Genomic DNA, 16,370 nt, shown 5'->3' on the forward strand with positions numbered 1-16,370 from the left:
GTAGTCGTAGGGCGGGTAAGCGCATGCGCCACCCGCCGTTTTTCAGACTTACTTAGTAATACGACCCTGAGCATCTTTCAGCGCGGCATCGACAGTCTGGCGACCGCTTGCAGCGTTGATGACGGCGGTACGGGTGGCGTACCAGAATGCAGCCATCTGAGGGATGTTCGGCATGATTTCGCCTTTCTGGGCGTTATCCATGGTGGCCGCAATACGTTGATCTTTCGCCAGCTGATCCTGGAAGGATTTCAGCGCAACGGCGCCCAGCGGTTTGTCCTTGTTCACTTCATCCAGACCCTGATCGGTCAGCAGGTAGTTTTCGAGGAACTCTTTCGCCAGCTCTTTGTTCGGGCTGGCGGCGTTGATGCCTGCGCTCAGCACGCCCACGAACGGTTTAGACGGTTTGCCGTTGAAGGTTGGCAGCAGGGTCACGCCGTAGTTGATTTTGCTCTTGTCGATGTTGGTCCAGGCCCACGGACCGTTGATGGTCATCGCGGTTTCGCCTTTATTGAACGCCGCTTCCGCGATGGAGTAGTCAGTATCCGCGTTCATGTGTTTGTTCTTAATCAGGTCAACCAGGAAGGTCAGACCTTTTTTCGCGCCCGCACTGTCCACGCCCACGTCCTTCACGTCATATTTGCCGTTTTCAAACTTGAACGCGTAGCCGCCGTCGGCAGCAATCAGCGGCCAGGTGAAGTACGGTTCTTGCAGGTTGAACATCAGAGCGGATTTACCCTTCGCCTTCAGCTCTTTATCCAGAGCAGGGATCTCTTCCCAGGTTTTCGGTGGGTTTGGCACCAGGTCTTTGTTGTAAATCAGTGACAGGGCTTCAACCGCGATTGGGTAAGCGATCAGCTTGCCGTTATAGCGAACGGCGTCCCAGGTGAACGGGAACAGTTTGTCCTGGAAGGCTTTGTCTGGCGTAACTTCTGCCAGCAGGCCAGACTGCGCGTAGCCCCCGAAACGGTCATGCGCCCAGAAGATAATGTCCGGACCATCGCCCGTTGCCGCAACCTGCGGGAACTTCTCTTCCAGTTTGTCCGGGTGCTCTACGGTGACTTTGATACCGGTGTCTTTCTCGAATTTTTTGCCCACTTCGGCCAGACCGTTATAGCCCTTGTCGCCGTTAATCCAGATAACCAGCTTACCTTCTTCAATTTTGGCGAGAGCCGGTGCGGAAATCATCATTGCTGCGAGGGCGGACAATGCGAAAACGCGTGCGCCAGTCTTGATCTTCATATCTGCCATCCTTTATTGGTGATGTGCTCGTGGATACATAAGGTGGTTCAACGTGACTCAGTCTCCTTATTTGACATCCTCTTTCCATCCTCCCAGTCCCTACGCCCCACCCCCTGTTTGTGTGATCCCTGTAACATAAATTTAAGTTATGAGTGCTGGCGCACATAAAAACCCACTGAATTTTGCAGGCCGCTTCACGATTTTCGCCTCGGCCCCTCAGCTGCGGTCGCAGAGCCTGCTCTCTCATCCTCCCGCCTCCTCCCCCATAAAAAAGCCGGGGGGTGGAGGATTCACGAAAGTAATGGAACACGCATAGTGAACTTATCTTGAATGTTTCTGTCGGTGACAGGTTGTAACGAAGGGAGAAGGGCATGGCGAGCGTACAGCTGCGTAATGTAACGAAAGCCTGGGGCGACGTAGTGGTGTCAAAAGACATCAATCTGGACATCCACGAAGGTGAATTTGTGGTGTTCGTGGGTCCATCAGGCTGTGGTAAATCGACTCTGCTGCGTATGATTGCCGGTCTTGAAACCATCACCAGTGGCGATTTATTTATTGGTGATACCCGAATGAACGACATCCCACCAGCAGAACGCGGCGTGGGCATGGTGTTCCAGTCTTATGCGCTTTATCCGCATCTTTCCGTTGCCGAGAACATGTCCTTTGGCCTGAAGCTGGCCGGCGCGAAAAAAGAGACCATTAACCAGCGCGTCACCCAGGTGGCGGAAGTGCTTCAGCTGGCACATCTGCTGGAGCGTAAACCGAAGGCGCTCTCCGGCGGTCAGCGTCAGCGTGTGGCGATCGGCCGTACGCTGGTGGCCGAGCCGCGCGTGTTCCTGCTCGATGAACCTCTCTCTAACCTGGATGCCGCCCTGCGCGTCCAGATGCGTATCGAAATCTCCCGTCTGCACAAACGCCTTGGACGCACGATGATTTACGTCACCCACGATCAGGTCGAAGCGATGACGCTGGCCGACAAAATCGTGGTGCTGGATGCCGGTCGCGTGGCGCAGGTGGGCAAACCGCTGGAGCTGTATCACTACCCGGCAGACCGCTTTGTTGCGGGCTTTATTGGCTCGCCAAAGATGAACTTCCTGCCCGTAAAAGTGACCGCGACGGCAATCGAACAGGTACAGGTGGAGCTGCCAAACCGTCAGCAAGTCTGGCTGCCGGTCGACAGCGCCAACGTACAGGTGGGGGCCAATATGTCCCTCGGTATCCGTCCTGAGCATCTACTGCCAAGCCACATTGCGGATGTGACGCTGGAAGGTGAAGTTCAGGTCGTCGAACAGCTTGGTCACGAAACACAGATTCATATCCAGATCCCCGCCATCCGTCAGAACCTGGTCTACCGCCAGAATGACGTGGTGTTGGTAGAAGAGGGTGCCACATTCGCTATCGGTTTGCCGCCAGAGCGTTGCCATCTGTTCCGTGAGGATGGCACTGCATGTCGTCGGTTGCACAAAGAGCCAGGCGTTTAAGCATTCCAATTACAAAGAAAAGCAATGATCTCAGGAGATAGAATAATGATTACTCTGCGCAAAGTCCCTCTGGCTGTCGCCATTGCGGCAGGCATCCTGTCTGCCCAGGCGGGCGCCGTAGACTTTAAAGGTTATGCTCGTTCCGGCATTGGCTGGACCGGAAGTGGCGGTGAACAACAATGTTTCCAGGCAACAGGCGCACAAAGTAAATACCGTCTCGGTAACGAATGTGAAACCTACGCCGAACTGAAACTGGGCCAGGAAGTGTGGAAAGAAGGCGACAAGAGCTTCTATTTCGACACCAACGTAGCGTACTCCGTTTCTCAACAGAATGACTGGGAATCCACCAGCCCGGCCTTCCGTGAAGCTAACGTGCAGGGTAAAAACCTGATTGAATGGCTGCCAGGCTCTACCATCTGGGCCGGTAAGCGCTTCTATCAGCGTCATGACGTACACATGATCGACTTCTACTACTGGGATATCTCTGGTCCTGGTGCCGGTATTGAAAACATCGATCTGGGCTTTGGTAAACTCTCTCTGGCAGCGACCCGTTCTTCTGAGTCCGGCGGTTCTGCAACCTTCGCCGATCGTGATGCGAACGGCGACCGTATTTATGACAACGTGGTACCAAACGATGTCTTCGACGTCCGTTTAGCCGGTCTGGAAACCAACCCGGGCGGTACGCTGGAGCTGGGCGTTGACTACGGTCATACCAACATTCCTGACGACTACTATCTGCAACCTGGCGCCTCTAAAGATGGCTGGCTGTTCACCGCTGAACACACCCAGAGCATGATGAAAGGCTTCAACAAGTTCGTACTGCAATACGGTACGGATTCCATGACCTCTAACGGTAAAGGTATTCCACAGGGTGGCAGCATCGATAACGACGGCTCTATGTGGCGCGTGCTGGACCACGGTGCAATCACCCTGGCAGACCGTTGGGACCTGATGTACGTCGGTATGTACCAGAACATCGATCGTGACAACAACAACGGTACCGAGTGGTGGACCGTGGGTGTTCGTCCAATGTTCAAATGGACGCCGATCATGAGCACCTTGCTGGAAGTGGGCTACGACAACGTTAAGTCTCAGAAAACTGACGACAAAAACAGCCAGTACAAAATCACCCTGGCACAGCAATGGCAGGCAGGCGACAGCATCTGGTCCCGTCCGGCTATCCGTGTCTTCGCAACCTACGCGAAGTGGGATGAGAAATGGGGCTATGCAAACAACGACTCAGGTGCAGGTTACACCTCTGGCGTAGCGTATAGCGACACCTCCGCGAAAACCTTCAGCCGTGGCGACAACGATGAGTGGACCTTCGGCGCCCAGATGGAAATCTGGTGGTAATTCGTCGAGCCTGACGTAATGACCTGAAAAGAGGGGCGTAAGCCCCTCTCTCCTTAGGGTGCTGCGCGCTATTGCCTGGCCACCGCAGTGCTCACGCTATCAGAGGTAATAACAATGAAAATGAAGAAAAGTCTCGTCGCGCTGTGCCTCTCTGCGGGGCTGTTGGCCTGTGCGCCTGCGCTCACCTATGCAGATGTGAATTTTGTTCCTCAAAATACCAGTGCTGCGCCAGCTATTCCGGCTGCGGCACTTCAGCAACTGGTGTGGACGCCAGTTGATCAGTCGAAAACGCAAACCACCCAGCTTGCCGCTGGCGGTCAGTCGCTGAACGTGCCGGGTATCAGCGGTCCGGTTGCGGCTTTCAGCGTGCCGGCGAATATCGGCGAGCTGACCCTGACGTTAACCAGTGAAGTCAATAAACAGACCAGCGTCTTCGCGCCTAACGTGCTGATCCTCGATCAGAGCATGACGCCATCCGCATTCTTCCCAAGCGACTATTTCAGCTATCAGGAGCCTGGCGTCATGAGTGCCGATCGGCTGGAAGGCGTTATGCGCCTGACGCCAGCCCTGGGTCAGCAGAAGATTTATGTCCTGGTGTTCACGACTGAAAAAGATCTGCAACAGACAACGAAGCTGGTTGATCCGGCGAAAGCCTACGCAAAAGGCACCGGTAACGCTGTCCCGGATATCCCGGATCCGCATGCTCGCCATACTACCGACGGCCTGATCAAGCTGAAAGTCTCCACCAACAGCGCCTCCAGCGTACTCGTAGGCCCGCTGTTTGGCTCATCTGGCCCGGGGCCGGTAACGGTGGGTAATACTGCCGCGCCTGTGTATGCCGCGCCAGCCGCAACACCGGCCGCGGCTCCGGCCCCGGCGAAAAAAGCCGAGCCGGTGCTTAACGATACTGAAACGTACTTTAACAACGCCATCAAGCAGGCAGTTAAAAACGGCGATGTCGATAAAGCGCTGAAACTGCTTGATGAAGCCGAGCGTTTAGGTTCAACCACTGCCCGTTCCACCTTTATCAGCAGTGTAAAAGGCAAGGGGTAACCGTCTCCCCACAGTGCTGATTTTGTTAGTCGTTTGGTGCGCCTTCACGGGCGCACTTTTTTTGGCTAAGTTGCACCATTGTTGCAATAGTGATCGTTAAATTCTGTTTGTCCGTCCTCATTTTGCCAATCTGCGATACAATGCTTTTACGTTATGTATCGGAGAGTCTGGCATGTCACACCCCGCGCTCACGCAGCTGCGTGCGCTACGCTATTTCGACCACATCCCTGCGCTTGACCCGGAACAGCTGGACTGGCTGCTGCTGGAAGATTCCATGACAAAACGTTTTGAGCAACAGGGTAAAACGGTCACGGTGACGATGATTCAGGAAGGGTTTGTCTCGCCTGCGGAGATTGCCAGCGAGCTGCCGCTGCTGCCGCAGGAAGAACGCTACTGGCTGCGTGAAATTTTACTCTGTGCGGATGGCGAGCCGTGGCTTGCCGGGCGGACGGTGGTTCCTGAGTCTACACTTTCCGGGCCGGAGCTGGCATTGCAACGCCTCGGCAAAACGCCCCTGGGGCGCTATCTGTTCACCTCGTCTGAACTGACCCGTGATTTTATTGAAATTGGTTGCGATGCCGATTTGTGGGGGCGCCGTTCCCGCCTTCGTTTGAGTGGCAAGCCGTTAATACTGACGGAACTCTTTTTGCCTGCATCGCCGTTGTACTAAGAGGGAGAGAAAATGGAGTGGAGTCTGACGCAGAATAAGCTGCTGGCCTATCACCGCCTGATGCGTACTGATAAACCCATTGGCGCGCTGCTGCTGCTGTGGCCGACCTTATGGGCGCTGTGGGTTGCCACGCCGGGCGTGCCGCCGCTGTGGATCCTGGCGGTATTTGTGGCGGGCGTCTGGCTGATGCGCGCTGCGGGCTGTGTGGTCAACGACTATGCTGACCGGAAATTTGATGGACATGTTAAGCGCACCGCGAATCGTCCTCTGCCGAGCGGTCAGGTGACCGGGAAAGAGGCGCGCATTCTGTTTGTGGTGCTGGTGCTTCTCTCTTTCATGCTGGTGTTAACCCTTAACACCATGACCATTCTACTGTCCGTTGCGGCTCTGGCGCTGGCCTGGGTTTACCCGTTCATGAAGCGATACACCCATCTGCCGCAGGTGGTATTGGGTGCGGCATTTGGCTGGTCGATTCCCATGGCGTTTGCCGCGGTCAGCGAGTCCGTTCCGCTCAGCTGCTGGCTGATGTTCCTGGCGAATATTCTCTGGGCCGTTGCGTACGATACCCAATACGCGATGGTCGATCGCGATGACGATCTCAAGATTGGCATCAAATCGACGGCGATCCTGTTTGGTCGTCACGACAAGCTGATCATCGGCATATTACAGGTGGCGGTGCTGGCGCTGATGGTGGCGATTGGTCGCCTGAACGGGCTGAACTGGGAGTTTTACTGGTCCGTACTGGTGGCGGGGCTGCTGTTTGCGTATCAGCAGAAGCTGATCGCGAAGCGCGAGCGTGAAGCCTGCTTTAAAGCGTTTCTGAATAATAACTACGTCGGGCTGGTGCTGTTTCTGGGCCTGGCGATGAGTTACTGGTCATAAAAAAGCCGGGTGGCGGCTTCGCCTTACCCGGCCTACGATTTAGCGGAACATGTAGGCCGGGTAAGCGTTAGCGTCACCCGGCTTTAGCATCATTCGCCCTGCGTCGAACTCTCAATCGTTAAACGCACATCCGCGGTAATCAGCTCTGCCAGCATCTGGTAAACCTTCATCGTCTCTTCCGGCTCGGCATCGCCCGTATCGCTAATGTACCCTTCGTCGCGCAGCGTCAGCACCAGGGAGCTGAATACCGCTTTGTCGAAGAATTCTGGGGCGTTAATGCCATGCAGAACGGAGAGGCGCTGGGCCAGCGTCCGGCTCTCTTTTTCCAGCGTACCGCGGTTGATGGACGGATTTGCACTCAGCAACCAGAAGGTAATGGCGTAGCGCTGCAACGTCTCACGCGCACCGGAAGCCAGGAGCTGCAAGGTACGTGAACGTGACGGATTGATATGCAGTTCATCATCACTGATGGTAATCAGCCCCTGACGATGCATCTCTGCCGTCATTTTATCGAGCTCTGCCGCCAGTTCATCCTTACTCCAGCGCAGGAACAGCTCCGCTTTCAGCATCGGGTAGATGGCCTGAATATGGCGCAGCAGCTCCTGACGCGAAATACGGCGGTGCTGGGTAATAATGGCCGCCATCAGCGACGGCAGCATCAGCATGTGCGTGATGTTATTACGGTAGTAGGTCATCAGCACGGCCTGCTCGCGCGGCAGAATGATGATGTCACCAATCGTATCTTTCTCGACTTCGAACTTGTTCATCTGCAACGCGTGATCGATCAGCTCGCTGGCGGTGGCAGACGGCACGGTCGAATCCACGGAATACGGCACGTTGCGCATGATATCCAGGTAGCAGTCAATCTGCTCGGTCAGCTGTTCGCGGGTCAGTGAACGCTGGCGAGAGGCCAGAAGCGCAGTACAACACAGGTTCATGGCGTTTGCCGCACCAGCATTGTTGATGCGTACCATCAGCTCGGATGCAATGCCGTTGACCGTTGGCGTCAGCCAGGCCGGACGTACCGCTTCGATAGGATCGATAGACTCGCGCCACTCCGGAACATGATGGTTCAGAAATGTCATCAGCGGCAGGGGCTCGCCAAAGTTCACGTATCCCTGGCCGAGGTTGCGCAATTTACTCAGCCCACGCAGCATCTGCGGCAGACTCTCTTTCTCTTTAGTCGCACCGCGCAGCTCTTTCGCGTAGGTGCCCACTTCCATCACGTGTTCATAACCGATGTAAATCGGCACCAGCGTGATAGGACGGGTACCGCCACGCAGCATGGCCTGAATGGTCATCGACAGCGTGCCGGTCTTTGGATCGAGCAGACGACCGGTACGCGAGCGACCGCCTTCAACAAAGTACTCCACAGAATAACCGCGGCTGAACAGCTCGCCCAGATACTCCCTGAAGACGGTGGAGTAAAGCTTGTTACCTTTAAAGGTACGACGAATGAAGAACGCACCCAGACGGCGGAAAATCGGGCCTGCTGGCCAGAAGTTCAGGTTGATACCGGCAGCAATATGCGGTGGCACCAACCCCTGGTGATAGAGCACGTAAGAGAGCAACAAGTAGTCCATGTGGCTGCGGTGGCAGGGCACATAGACAATCTCGTGGCCGTCGTGCGCTAACTGACGCACGCGTTCGGCGTTGTGGACGTTAATCCCCTGATAGAGGCGGTTCCACGTGAAGCCGAGGATACGGTCAGAGAGGCGAATCATCTCGTAGGAGAAGTTCGCGGCGATCTCTTCCATCAGCGCGATTGCGTTCTGCTGCGCTTTCTCGTGCGAAATTTTCTTGCTGCGCGCTTCGTCTTCTACGGCACGGGCAATCGCTTTGGAAGCCAGCAGCTTGTTGAACAGATCCTGACGTGCCGGGAGACGTGGTCCAACGGCCGCCAGACGCTGACGTGCAAAGTGCATACGCGCAACGCGCGCCAGCTTTTGCGCAATGATTTTGTCAGTGCCGTGTTCATCCGCCATGCGGCGCAGTGAAACGGAAGGTGAGAAGCGGACAAAACTGTCGCGTCCCAGCCAGGAGACGGCGAAAAACTTCTGAATGCCGTTGAGCATACGCAGCGGCGGGTTCTCTTCCCCTTTTTCGCGCCCCGGACGACGGCCAAACATCACCGACACCGGCACCATCTGCACGTCCAGATCGGGGTTGCTGCGGTGCAGATCGAGGTAATCATGGAACAGCTTAATGGACTCTTCTTTCGGCGTGTAATAGGTGAACACGCGCGGCCCGCCATGGATGAACACGTAGCGTGGCAGCAGCGTACCGTCGACTTCCAGCGGTTCAAGTGGGTCAGGTAAATCGTGCGCCAGACATTGAGCGCGAAGCGTCAGCAGGTCTGCCTTCGAGTTATAAGGCAAAACGTACATAATAGGGCGCGACGTATCGAGCCCTAATTCCAGCGCAGGTTCTGCTGGGATAGACTTACTTTTTACCAGGACGCTTAATGGTAAATTAAGTAATTTGTAGTAAATTCGTGGCCAGCCGGACATAAACGATGTAAAGCCTCTGGTTAATAATGCAATTGCGGCGCAAGGATAACAGAAAGCGCGCAAAATTTCTGTTGTTACCCGTCATACTTCAGGTTGCAGCAAAACGCGCTGCGGCTTTAGTTACAGACGCTATTTATCATAAAAGGTTCTTTTAATGGCCAATAATACCACTGGGTTAACTCGAATCATTAAAGCTGCCGGTTATTCATGGAAAGGTTTCCGCGCTGCATGGGTTAATGAAGCCGCTTTCCGCCAGGAGGCGGTTGCTGCAATCGTTGCCGTTGTCATCGCCTGCTTCCTTGATGTTGATGCTATCACCCGCGTACTGCTCATCGGATCTGTCTTTCTGGTGATGATAGTGGAAATTCTTAATAGCGCTATTGAGGCCGTTGTTGACCGAATCGGGTCGGAATTCCATGAATTGTCTGGCCGGGCGAAAGACATGGGTTCCGCTGCCGTACTGCTGGCGATTATCACTGCGGCGATCACCTGGGTCACGCTGCTTTGGTCGCATTTCCGATGAGCCTCGAGGAATAATTAAGTCCCTGGTTTTTTGTGCAGTTTTTGGTTCCAAAATCGCCTTTGACTGTATATACTCACAGCATAACTGTATATACACCCAGGGGGCGGTATGAAAGCGTTAACGACCAGGCAGCAAGAGGTGTTCGATCTCATTCGGGATCATATCGGCCAGACGGGTATGCCACCCACGCGTGCAGAAATTGCGCAGCGTCTGGGCTTCCGTTCTCCTAATGCTGCCGAAGAGCACCTTAAAGCACTGGCGCGTAAGGGCGTGATTGAGATTGTTTCCGGCGCCTCACGCGGTATTCGTCTGCTGGTGGAAGAAGAGAGCGGTATTCCGCTGGTGGGTCGCGTAGCGGCAGGTGAACCTCTGCTGGCGCAGCAGCACATCGAAGGGCACTATCAGGTTGATCCAGGCATGTTCAAGCCGAGCGCCGATTTCCTGCTGCGCGTTAGCGGAATGTCCATGAAAGATATCGGTATTCTGGATGGCGATCTGCTGGCGGTACACAAAACGCAGGACGTGCGTAACGGGCAAGTCGTGGTGGCGCGCATTGATGATGAAGTGACGGTTAAACGCCTGAAGAAACAAGGCAATACCGTGCAGCTTCTGCCTGAAAACAATGAATTCTCCCCGATTGTGGTGGATCTCCGCGAGCAGAGCTTCTCTATTGAAGGACTGGCGGTCGGCGTTATCCGCAACGGTGAATGGCTGTAATCTCTTCCTGACAGGCTGTAGTTCCTCTACAGCCTGGCCTGTTTTCTGATTCCGGTAATTTCCATGGCATTGCTAACTTCTGCCGATAAGGCGTTGTGGCGTCTTGCGCTACCGATGATTTTTTCCAATATTACCGTTCCTCTGCTTGGGCTGGTGGATACGGCGGTTATCGGGCATCTCGATTCGCCGATTTATCTCGGCGGCGTCGCGATCGGCGCAACGGCGACCAGCTTTCTCTTTATGCTGCTGCTTTTTCTGCGCATGAGTACGACGGGCCTGACGGCCCAGGCGTATGGTGCAAAAGATCCCCTGCGTCTGGCGCGTGCGCTGGTTCAGCCGCTCATTCTGGCATTCGGTGCCGGCGCGTTAATCGTTCTGTTGCGTACGCCGCTGATTGATCTTGCGCTCCATATTGTAGGCGGCAGCGATGCCGTACTGGAACAGGCCCGGCGGTTCCTCGAAATTCGCTGGCTCAGCGCGCCCGCTTCACTGGCAAACCTGGTCCTGCTGGGCTGGCTGCTGGGCGTGCAGTACGCCCGCGCGCCGGTGATCCTGCTGGTGGTGGGCAACCTGCTTAACATTGTGCTCGATCTGTGGCTGGTGATGGGGCTGCACATGAACGTCCGGGGCGCGGCGCTGGCCACGGCAATTGCCGAGTACGGTACGCTGCTGATCGGTTTGGGGATGGTCTGGCGCGTGCTGGCGATGCGCGGTATCACCCTGGATCTGCTGAAATCGGCCTGGCGCGGCAACATTCGTAAGCTGCTGGCGCTTAATCGCGACATCATGCTCCGTTCTCTCCTGCTGCAACTCTGCTTTGGCGCCTTAACCGTTTTTGGTGCGCGTCTTGGGCCTGAGATCGTTGCCGTCAACGCAGTGCTCATGACGTTACTGACCTTTACCGCTTACGCGCTGGATGGTTTTGCTTACGCCGTCGAGGCGCATTCAGGGCAGGCCTATGGCGCGCGTGAAAGCGGCCAGTTACGTGAAGTCTGGCGTGCTGCCTGTCGTCAGGCGGGTCTGGTGGCGCTGGCCTTTGCTCTGGTATACGCCTGTTTTGGTGGGCATATTGTCGCACTACTCACCTCGTTGCCCGCGCTACGTGAGCTGGCCGATCGCTACATCCTCTGGCAGGTAGTATTACCGGTGGTGGGTGTGTGGTGCTATTTGCTGGACGGCATGTTTATTGGTGCGACGCGAGGGGCGGAGATGCGCAACAGCATGGCCGTCGCGGCGGCGGGGTTTGGCCTGACGCTGCTGACCCTGCCGTATCTCGGCAATCATGGTCTGTGGCTGGCGCTGGCGGTGTTTCTCTCACTGCGTGGCCTTTCGCTGGCCGTTATCTGGCATCGTCACTGGCGAAACCATACCTGGTTTCCAGCCCCGCACGATATATCGTAACGGTTAAAGATTCCGAATATAAAAACAACTACCGAATCCTTAACTACAATAATAATCACGTCCAGCAGAAAAGAACGTAGCGGGCGATACTCATAGACGCTTAACACGAGGACACGATTATGAATAAAGACGAAATCGGCGGCAACTGGAAGCAATTCAAAGGTAAAGCGAAAGAACAGTGGGGTAAGCTGACAGATGACGATATGACCGTCATTGAAGGTAAGCGCGATCAGCTGGTAGGTAAAATCCAGGAGCGCTACGGTTACGAAAAAGATCAGGCGGAAAACGAAGTCAAAGACTGGGAAACCCGTAACGACTACCGCTGGTAACCGGTACTATCCCCAAGGGCGGCCCTGAGCCGCCTTTTTCTTTGGCTTTAACGCGGCTTTTTCTTCACCAGGATAGAGTGATCGTGCTGACAGTCATCCTGATGACGGCATGACTCCACCTCCACGCAGGCAGAACATAAGCCGTGGGCTTCAATCACGTTATGTCGCAGCGCAAAGCCCATTCTGGCTGCCAGCGTATGCATAATATCTTCCACACCTTCCGCACACTCTTCCTTCACCACACCACAGCGATCGCAGATAAACATGGCGGACGTGTGAGTTGGCTGGTCAAAAAGATGGCACAGCACATAGCTGTTTGTTGATTCCACTTTATGCACAAATCCTTGCTCCAGCAGAAAATCCAGCGCCCGATAAACGGTCGGCGGTTTTGCCTGCGGCTCGCTTTCACGCAGCAGATCGAGCAGATCGTAGGCGCTGATGGCGCCCTGTTGCAGGCTCATCAGACGCAGTACCTCAAGGCGCTGCGGGGTCAGGCGCACATTGCGTTGCGCGCACAGCTTTTCAGCTTGCGCTAACAGCTCTTTTGTGGACTTGTCCATCGGGCACCTCGGATGTGGTAAGGGGTGAAAACTCTCACTTTATCATGTTCTGCTAAAAACACCGAGATCCGCCAGGCTGTGCTATACCTGACGCATCGCAAATCAGGAGATCGCAAAATGAAAAGACCTGACTGTATTCGGCACTGGCGGGACGTGGAAGGCGCTGATGACGCAACGTATCCTGACAGCAACGAACGTTTTTCTATTGGCGCGCCGCTGGCCCGCAAACTGGGTCTCGGCCGCATTGGTATTCACCATGAACGGCTGCCGCCCGGACGCCGCACATCTTATCCGCATGCGGAAAGCGACGAAGAGGAGTTTGTTTACGTTCTGGAGGGTTACCCTGAGGCCTGGATCAATGGCTATTTATGGAAGCTCGAACCCGGAGACAGCGTGGGATTTCCAGCAGGGACGGGCGTGTGTCACACCTTTATCAACAATACCGATGAAGAGGTGCGCTTACTGGTGGTGGGTGAGGCCAATAAAAAACATAACCGTATCTACTATCCGCTCAATCCGGTGTATGCCGCGACGCGCGAAGACCGCTGGGTCGACCATCCGCCTCAGTTTTTTGGGCCGCACGATGGAAAACCTGGGCGACAATAATTTCCTCTTCTATAAATATTGATGGTCGTCACATATTACAACAGGCCGGGATGGAATTTAACTTAAGGAAATAGCGGGTCTTTTTGCACTTATTCACAGCAATAGTTCGTTCCTGTTTGGGTGATAACAGACAGGGTTAACTAATAACAAACTATTTACGAGCACACTGTGAAAAAACATTTTAAATTTTCGATGGTTAGCATCGCTGTCTCCTTTTTTATGGCAAATCAGGCGGGAGCAGCCAATACCTGGACGGAAGCGCGTAGCGACGCAATGGGCGGAACGGGTGTCGCGGCAGGGAGCTATGGCAGCGGGGCGTTAATCAACCCCGCGTTGCTGGCAAAATCTAAACCGGACGATAGTGTCACTGTGATCCTGCCGTCCATTGGTGCGCAGATTTCAGATAAAGACAATCTTCGGGATAAGATTGATGACATCAGTGATGATGTGAATAACTATCGCAGCACACTGAATAATATTAATCCTGTCGATCTTTTTAACCCTTCAAGCCCTGCCTCTTTGCAGGTCTCTTCGGCGGCAGGCGATCTTGCCGATCAACTGGATTCATTGAAAGGGAAAACCGCCAGCGGTAAAGCAGGAGGGGGGATCGCCGTAAGCATTCCTAATGATGTACTTTCAGTCGCTTTTGTAGCGAAAGCCAATGCGCGTGCACGCGTGAGCTCTTATATCGATCAGGGCGATATCGATAAGCTACGTTTAGTAGAGGCTACGCCCGTTGCCGTATTTGGCGTTAACCCGAATGATCTCAAATCAAAAGGGTATGGCCGTGCAGCAATCGTTTCGGATTATGGTGTTGCAATCGCACGTCAGTTTGATCTTAGCGGTGTGCCGGTTTCCGTCGGCATCACCCCGAAGCTACAAAAAACATGGCTTTATAACTACACCGTTTCTATCTACAACTTTGACAGTGATGATATAAACAGTAGCCGTTACCGCAATGATGACACCGGGTTTAACGTTGATGCTGGCCTTGCGGCAGACTTTGGGGAAAACTGGACGGTCGGCCTGACCGGTCAGAATCTCTTCTCTCGCGATATCGACACCAAAGAAGTGGATGGGGTACGCGATACCTATCAAATTAGTCCTGTCGTCACTGCCGGGGCCGCCTGGCATAACGATCTGGTCACGCTTACCGCAGACGGCGATCTGACCGAAACCAAGGGCTTTAAAAGCGAAGACACCTCCCAGTACGTTGGCGTCGGTGCCGAAGTCACGCCGCTGAGCTGGCTGGCAGTACGCGCCGGTTATCGTGCGGATATGAAAGGGAACGACAGCAACGTCTTTACCGGCGGTGTCGGTTTCGCGCCGTTCAACGCCGTCCACGTTGACCTGATGGGGCTTTATGGCGAAGACGAGACCTGGGGCGCAGGGGCACAGTTGAGCATGACGTTCTAAAGTCCACCGGAGGCGCTGCGCCTCCGGCTTTTCTTTATGCTATAGTAGCGCCCCTTTTCCACCAGATGCTTAAAACTTCGCCATGTCGTCAGAATTCCAGACCGCTTTCCCTGCACACCGTTTCTCCATTGCGCCAATGCTCGACTGGACGGACAGACACTGCCGCTATTTCCTGCGCCAGCTCTCCCGCCATACGCTGCTGTACACCGAAATGGTCACTACCGGCGCAATTATTCATGGCAAGGGCGATTATCTGGCGTACAGCGAAGAGGAGCATCCGGTTGCGCTGCAACTGGGTGGCAGCGATCCGGCTGCGCTGGCGCAGTGCGCGAAGCTGGCTGAAGAACGCGGCTATGACGAGATTAACCTCAACGTCGGTTGCCCGTCCGACCGTGTGCAAAACGGTATGTTCGGCGCGTGTCTGATGGGAAATGCACACCTGGTGGCGGACTGCATCAAAGCGATGCGCGACGTCGTCTCTATCCCGGTTACGGTCAAAACCCGTATCGGCATAGACGACCAGGACAGCTACGAGTTTCTGTGTGATTTCATCAACACCGTATCAGGGAAGGGTGAATGCGAGATGTTTATCATCCACGCCCGTAAAGCCTGGCTCTCTGGCCTCAGCCCGAAAGAAAACCGCGAGATCCCGCCGCTGGACTACCCGCGCGTGTACCAGCTGAAACGCGACTTCCCACACCTGACCATGTCGATCAATGGCGGTATTAAGTCGCTGGACGAGGCCAAAGCGCACCTCGAACATATGGATGGCGTGATGGTCGGACGCGAGGCGTATCAGAATCCGGGCATTCTGGCGACGGTTGACCGGGAAATCTTTGGCGTTGAGGGTGCTGACACCGATCCCGTGGCCGTAGTGCGCGCCATGTATCCGTACATTGAGCGCGAGCTGAGTCATGGTACGTATCTGGGCCACATTACCCGCCATATGCTTGGCCTGTTCCAGGGCATTCCTGGTGCGCGCCAGTGGCGTCGTTATCTCAGCGAGAACGCGCATAAAGCCGGTGCGGATATTGAGGTACTGGAACACGCGCTGCGTCTGGTTGCGGATAAACGTTAAATTTCGCTAAAAGATGGTCAAATACGCCACGCCCTGCAACACATTGCGGGGCGTTTTGCTTTCAGAACAACAACTTATTTTTGGCATGATTCTTGTAACGATCGCAGCATCATTCGGGAACTCGTGGGAGAGCACCATGCTTGAACTACTTTTTGTGATTGGTTTCTTTATCATGCTGATGGTCACGGGCGTGTCGCTGCTCGGTATCCTGGCCGCGCTCGTTGTGGCCACGGTGGTGATGTTTGTCGGCGGTTTATTTGCCCTGACGATTAAACTCTTGCCGTGGTTACTTCTGGCGATTGCGGTGGTATGGGCGATACGGGCGATTAAATCGCCAAAACTGCCCAGTTATCAGCGTAATAACCGCTTCCGTTACTAAGGTATTGAGGGGTACGTCACATACCTGCAACTTTTCCGGCAGCAATCCTTAGAACAGAATAGGATTTACTTATCGAATCTGTCACTATGGCTGCCGCTAAAGAATTCATCGAGCTGTACCCTACATACAGCCGAACTAAAAAAAGAAAGGGCTTCCCACGGGAAGCCCAATTT

At 54.7% G+C, this 16,370-nt stretch carries 16 protein-coding genes; 13 read left to right on the forward strand and 3 right to left on the reverse strand.

Annotation, left to right across the window (positions count from 1 at the left end):
• Positions 1–48 precede the first annotated feature (48 nt).
• On the reverse strand, positions 49–1,239 hold the full coding sequence (gene malE, locus SK53_RS20835; protein WP_048209954.1) for a maltose/maltodextrin ABC transporter substrate-binding protein MalE: 1,191 nt from the start codon (positions 1,237–1,239) through the stop codon (positions 49–51).
• Between the two features lie 371 nt (positions 1,240–1,610).
• Between malE and malK the strand changes: the two genes are divergently transcribed.
• The 5 genes from malK to ubiA all read left to right on the forward strand — a co-directional run bounded on the left by malK (position 1,611) and on the right by ubiA (position 6,678).
• Positions 1,611–2,720: a maltose/maltodextrin ABC transporter ATP-binding protein MalK gene (malK, locus tag SK53_RS20840; RefSeq protein WP_003860329.1), complete on the forward strand. Its 1,110-nt coding sequence runs from the start codon at positions 1,611–1,613 to the stop codon at positions 2,718–2,720.
• Between the two features lie 42 nt (positions 2,721–2,762).
• Positions 2,763–4,073, forward strand: coding sequence for a maltoporin (locus tag SK53_RS20845; RefSeq protein WP_026080558.1), 1,311 nt, complete (start codon positions 2,763–2,765; stop codon positions 4,071–4,073).
• A 114-nt stretch (positions 4,074–4,187) separates the two neighbouring features.
• Entirely contained in the window at positions 4,188–5,126 is a 939-nt protein-coding gene (gene malM, locus SK53_RS20850; protein WP_003860327.1) for a maltose operon protein MalM, read from the forward strand.
• A gap of 172 nt (positions 5,127–5,298) precedes the next feature.
• Positions 5,299–5,796, forward strand: a complete 498-nt coding sequence (gene ubiC / locus SK53_RS20855; RefSeq protein ID WP_022646736.1) for a chorismate lyase — start codon at positions 5,299–5,301, stop codon at positions 5,794–5,796.
• A 12-nt stretch (positions 5,797–5,808) separates the two neighbouring features.
• Positions 5,809–6,678, forward strand: coding sequence for a 4-hydroxybenzoate octaprenyltransferase (gene ubiA / locus SK53_RS20860; protein WP_023315219.1), 870 nt, complete (start codon positions 5,809–5,811; stop codon positions 6,676–6,678).
• Positions 6,679–6,767: 89 nt separating this feature from the next.
• Here ubiA and plsB read toward each other — a convergent pair whose 3' ends face one another.
• Entirely contained in the window at positions 6,768–9,188 is a 2,421-nt protein-coding gene (plsB, locus tag SK53_RS20865) for a glycerol-3-phosphate 1-O-acyltransferase PlsB (RefSeq protein ID WP_048209955.1), read from the reverse strand.
• Between the two features lie 154 nt (positions 9,189–9,342).
• Here plsB and SK53_RS20870 point away from each other — a divergent pair, with 154 nt between their 5' ends.
• From SK53_RS20870 to SK53_RS20885, 4 genes are all read left to right on the forward strand, one after another.
• Positions 9,343–9,711: a diacylglycerol kinase gene (locus SK53_RS20870; RefSeq protein WP_003860321.1), complete on the forward strand. Its 369-nt coding sequence runs from the start codon at positions 9,343–9,345 to the stop codon at positions 9,709–9,711.
• Positions 9,712–9,819: 108 nt separating this feature from the next.
• Positions 9,820–10,428, forward strand: a complete 609-nt coding sequence (lexA, locus tag SK53_RS20875; RefSeq protein WP_003860318.1) for a transcriptional repressor LexA — start codon at positions 9,820–9,822, stop codon at positions 10,426–10,428.
• A 63-nt stretch (positions 10,429–10,491) separates the two neighbouring features.
• Positions 10,492–11,829 carry an MATE family efflux transporter DinF gene (dinF, locus tag SK53_RS20880; protein ID WP_048209956.1) on the forward strand — a complete coding sequence of 446 codons (1,338 nt, stop codon included), beginning with the start codon at positions 10,492–10,494 and terminating at the stop codon, positions 11,827–11,829.
• Between the two features lie 119 nt (positions 11,830–11,948).
• Positions 11,949–12,158: a CsbD family protein gene (locus tag SK53_RS20885; RefSeq protein WP_003860314.1), complete on the forward strand. Its 210-nt coding sequence runs from the start codon at positions 11,949–11,951 to the stop codon at positions 12,156–12,158.
• Between the two features lie 47 nt (positions 12,159–12,205).
• Here SK53_RS20885 and zur read toward each other — a convergent pair whose 3' ends face one another.
• On the reverse strand, positions 12,206–12,718 hold the full coding sequence (zur, locus tag SK53_RS20890; protein WP_003860309.1) for a zinc uptake transcriptional repressor Zur: 513 nt from the start codon (positions 12,716–12,718) through the stop codon (positions 12,206–12,208).
• A 117-nt stretch (positions 12,719–12,835) separates the two neighbouring features.
• Between zur and SK53_RS20895 the strand changes: the two genes are divergently transcribed.
• The 4 genes from SK53_RS20895 to pspG all read left to right on the forward strand — a co-directional run bounded on the left by SK53_RS20895 (position 12,836) and on the right by pspG (position 16,197).
• On the forward strand, positions 12,836–13,324 hold the full coding sequence (locus SK53_RS20895; RefSeq protein WP_048209957.1) for a cupin domain-containing protein: 489 nt from the start codon (positions 12,836–12,838) through the stop codon (positions 13,322–13,324).
• Positions 13,325–13,492: 168 nt separating this feature from the next.
• Positions 13,493–14,740, forward strand: coding sequence for a conjugal transfer protein TraF (gene traF / locus SK53_RS20900; RefSeq protein ID WP_003860305.1), 1,248 nt, complete (start codon positions 13,493–13,495; stop codon positions 14,738–14,740).
• Between the two features lie 82 nt (positions 14,741–14,822).
• Positions 14,823–15,818, forward strand: a complete 996-nt coding sequence (gene dusA / locus SK53_RS20905) for a tRNA dihydrouridine(20/20a) synthase DusA (RefSeq protein ID WP_003860304.1) — start codon at positions 14,823–14,825, stop codon at positions 15,816–15,818.
• A 136-nt stretch (positions 15,819–15,954) separates the two neighbouring features.
• Positions 15,955–16,197 (forward strand): envelope stress response protein PspG, encoded by a 243-nt coding sequence (pspG, locus tag SK53_RS20910; protein ID WP_003860302.1) that lies wholly within the window; start codon positions 15,955–15,957, stop codon positions 16,195–16,197.
• Positions 16,198–16,370 lie beyond the last annotated feature (173 nt).

The organism is Enterobacter sp. MGH119, from assembly GCF_001037675.1.
GTDB classification, from domain to species: Bacteria; Pseudomonadota; Gammaproteobacteria; order Enterobacterales; family Enterobacteriaceae; genus Enterobacter; species Enterobacter hormaechei_C.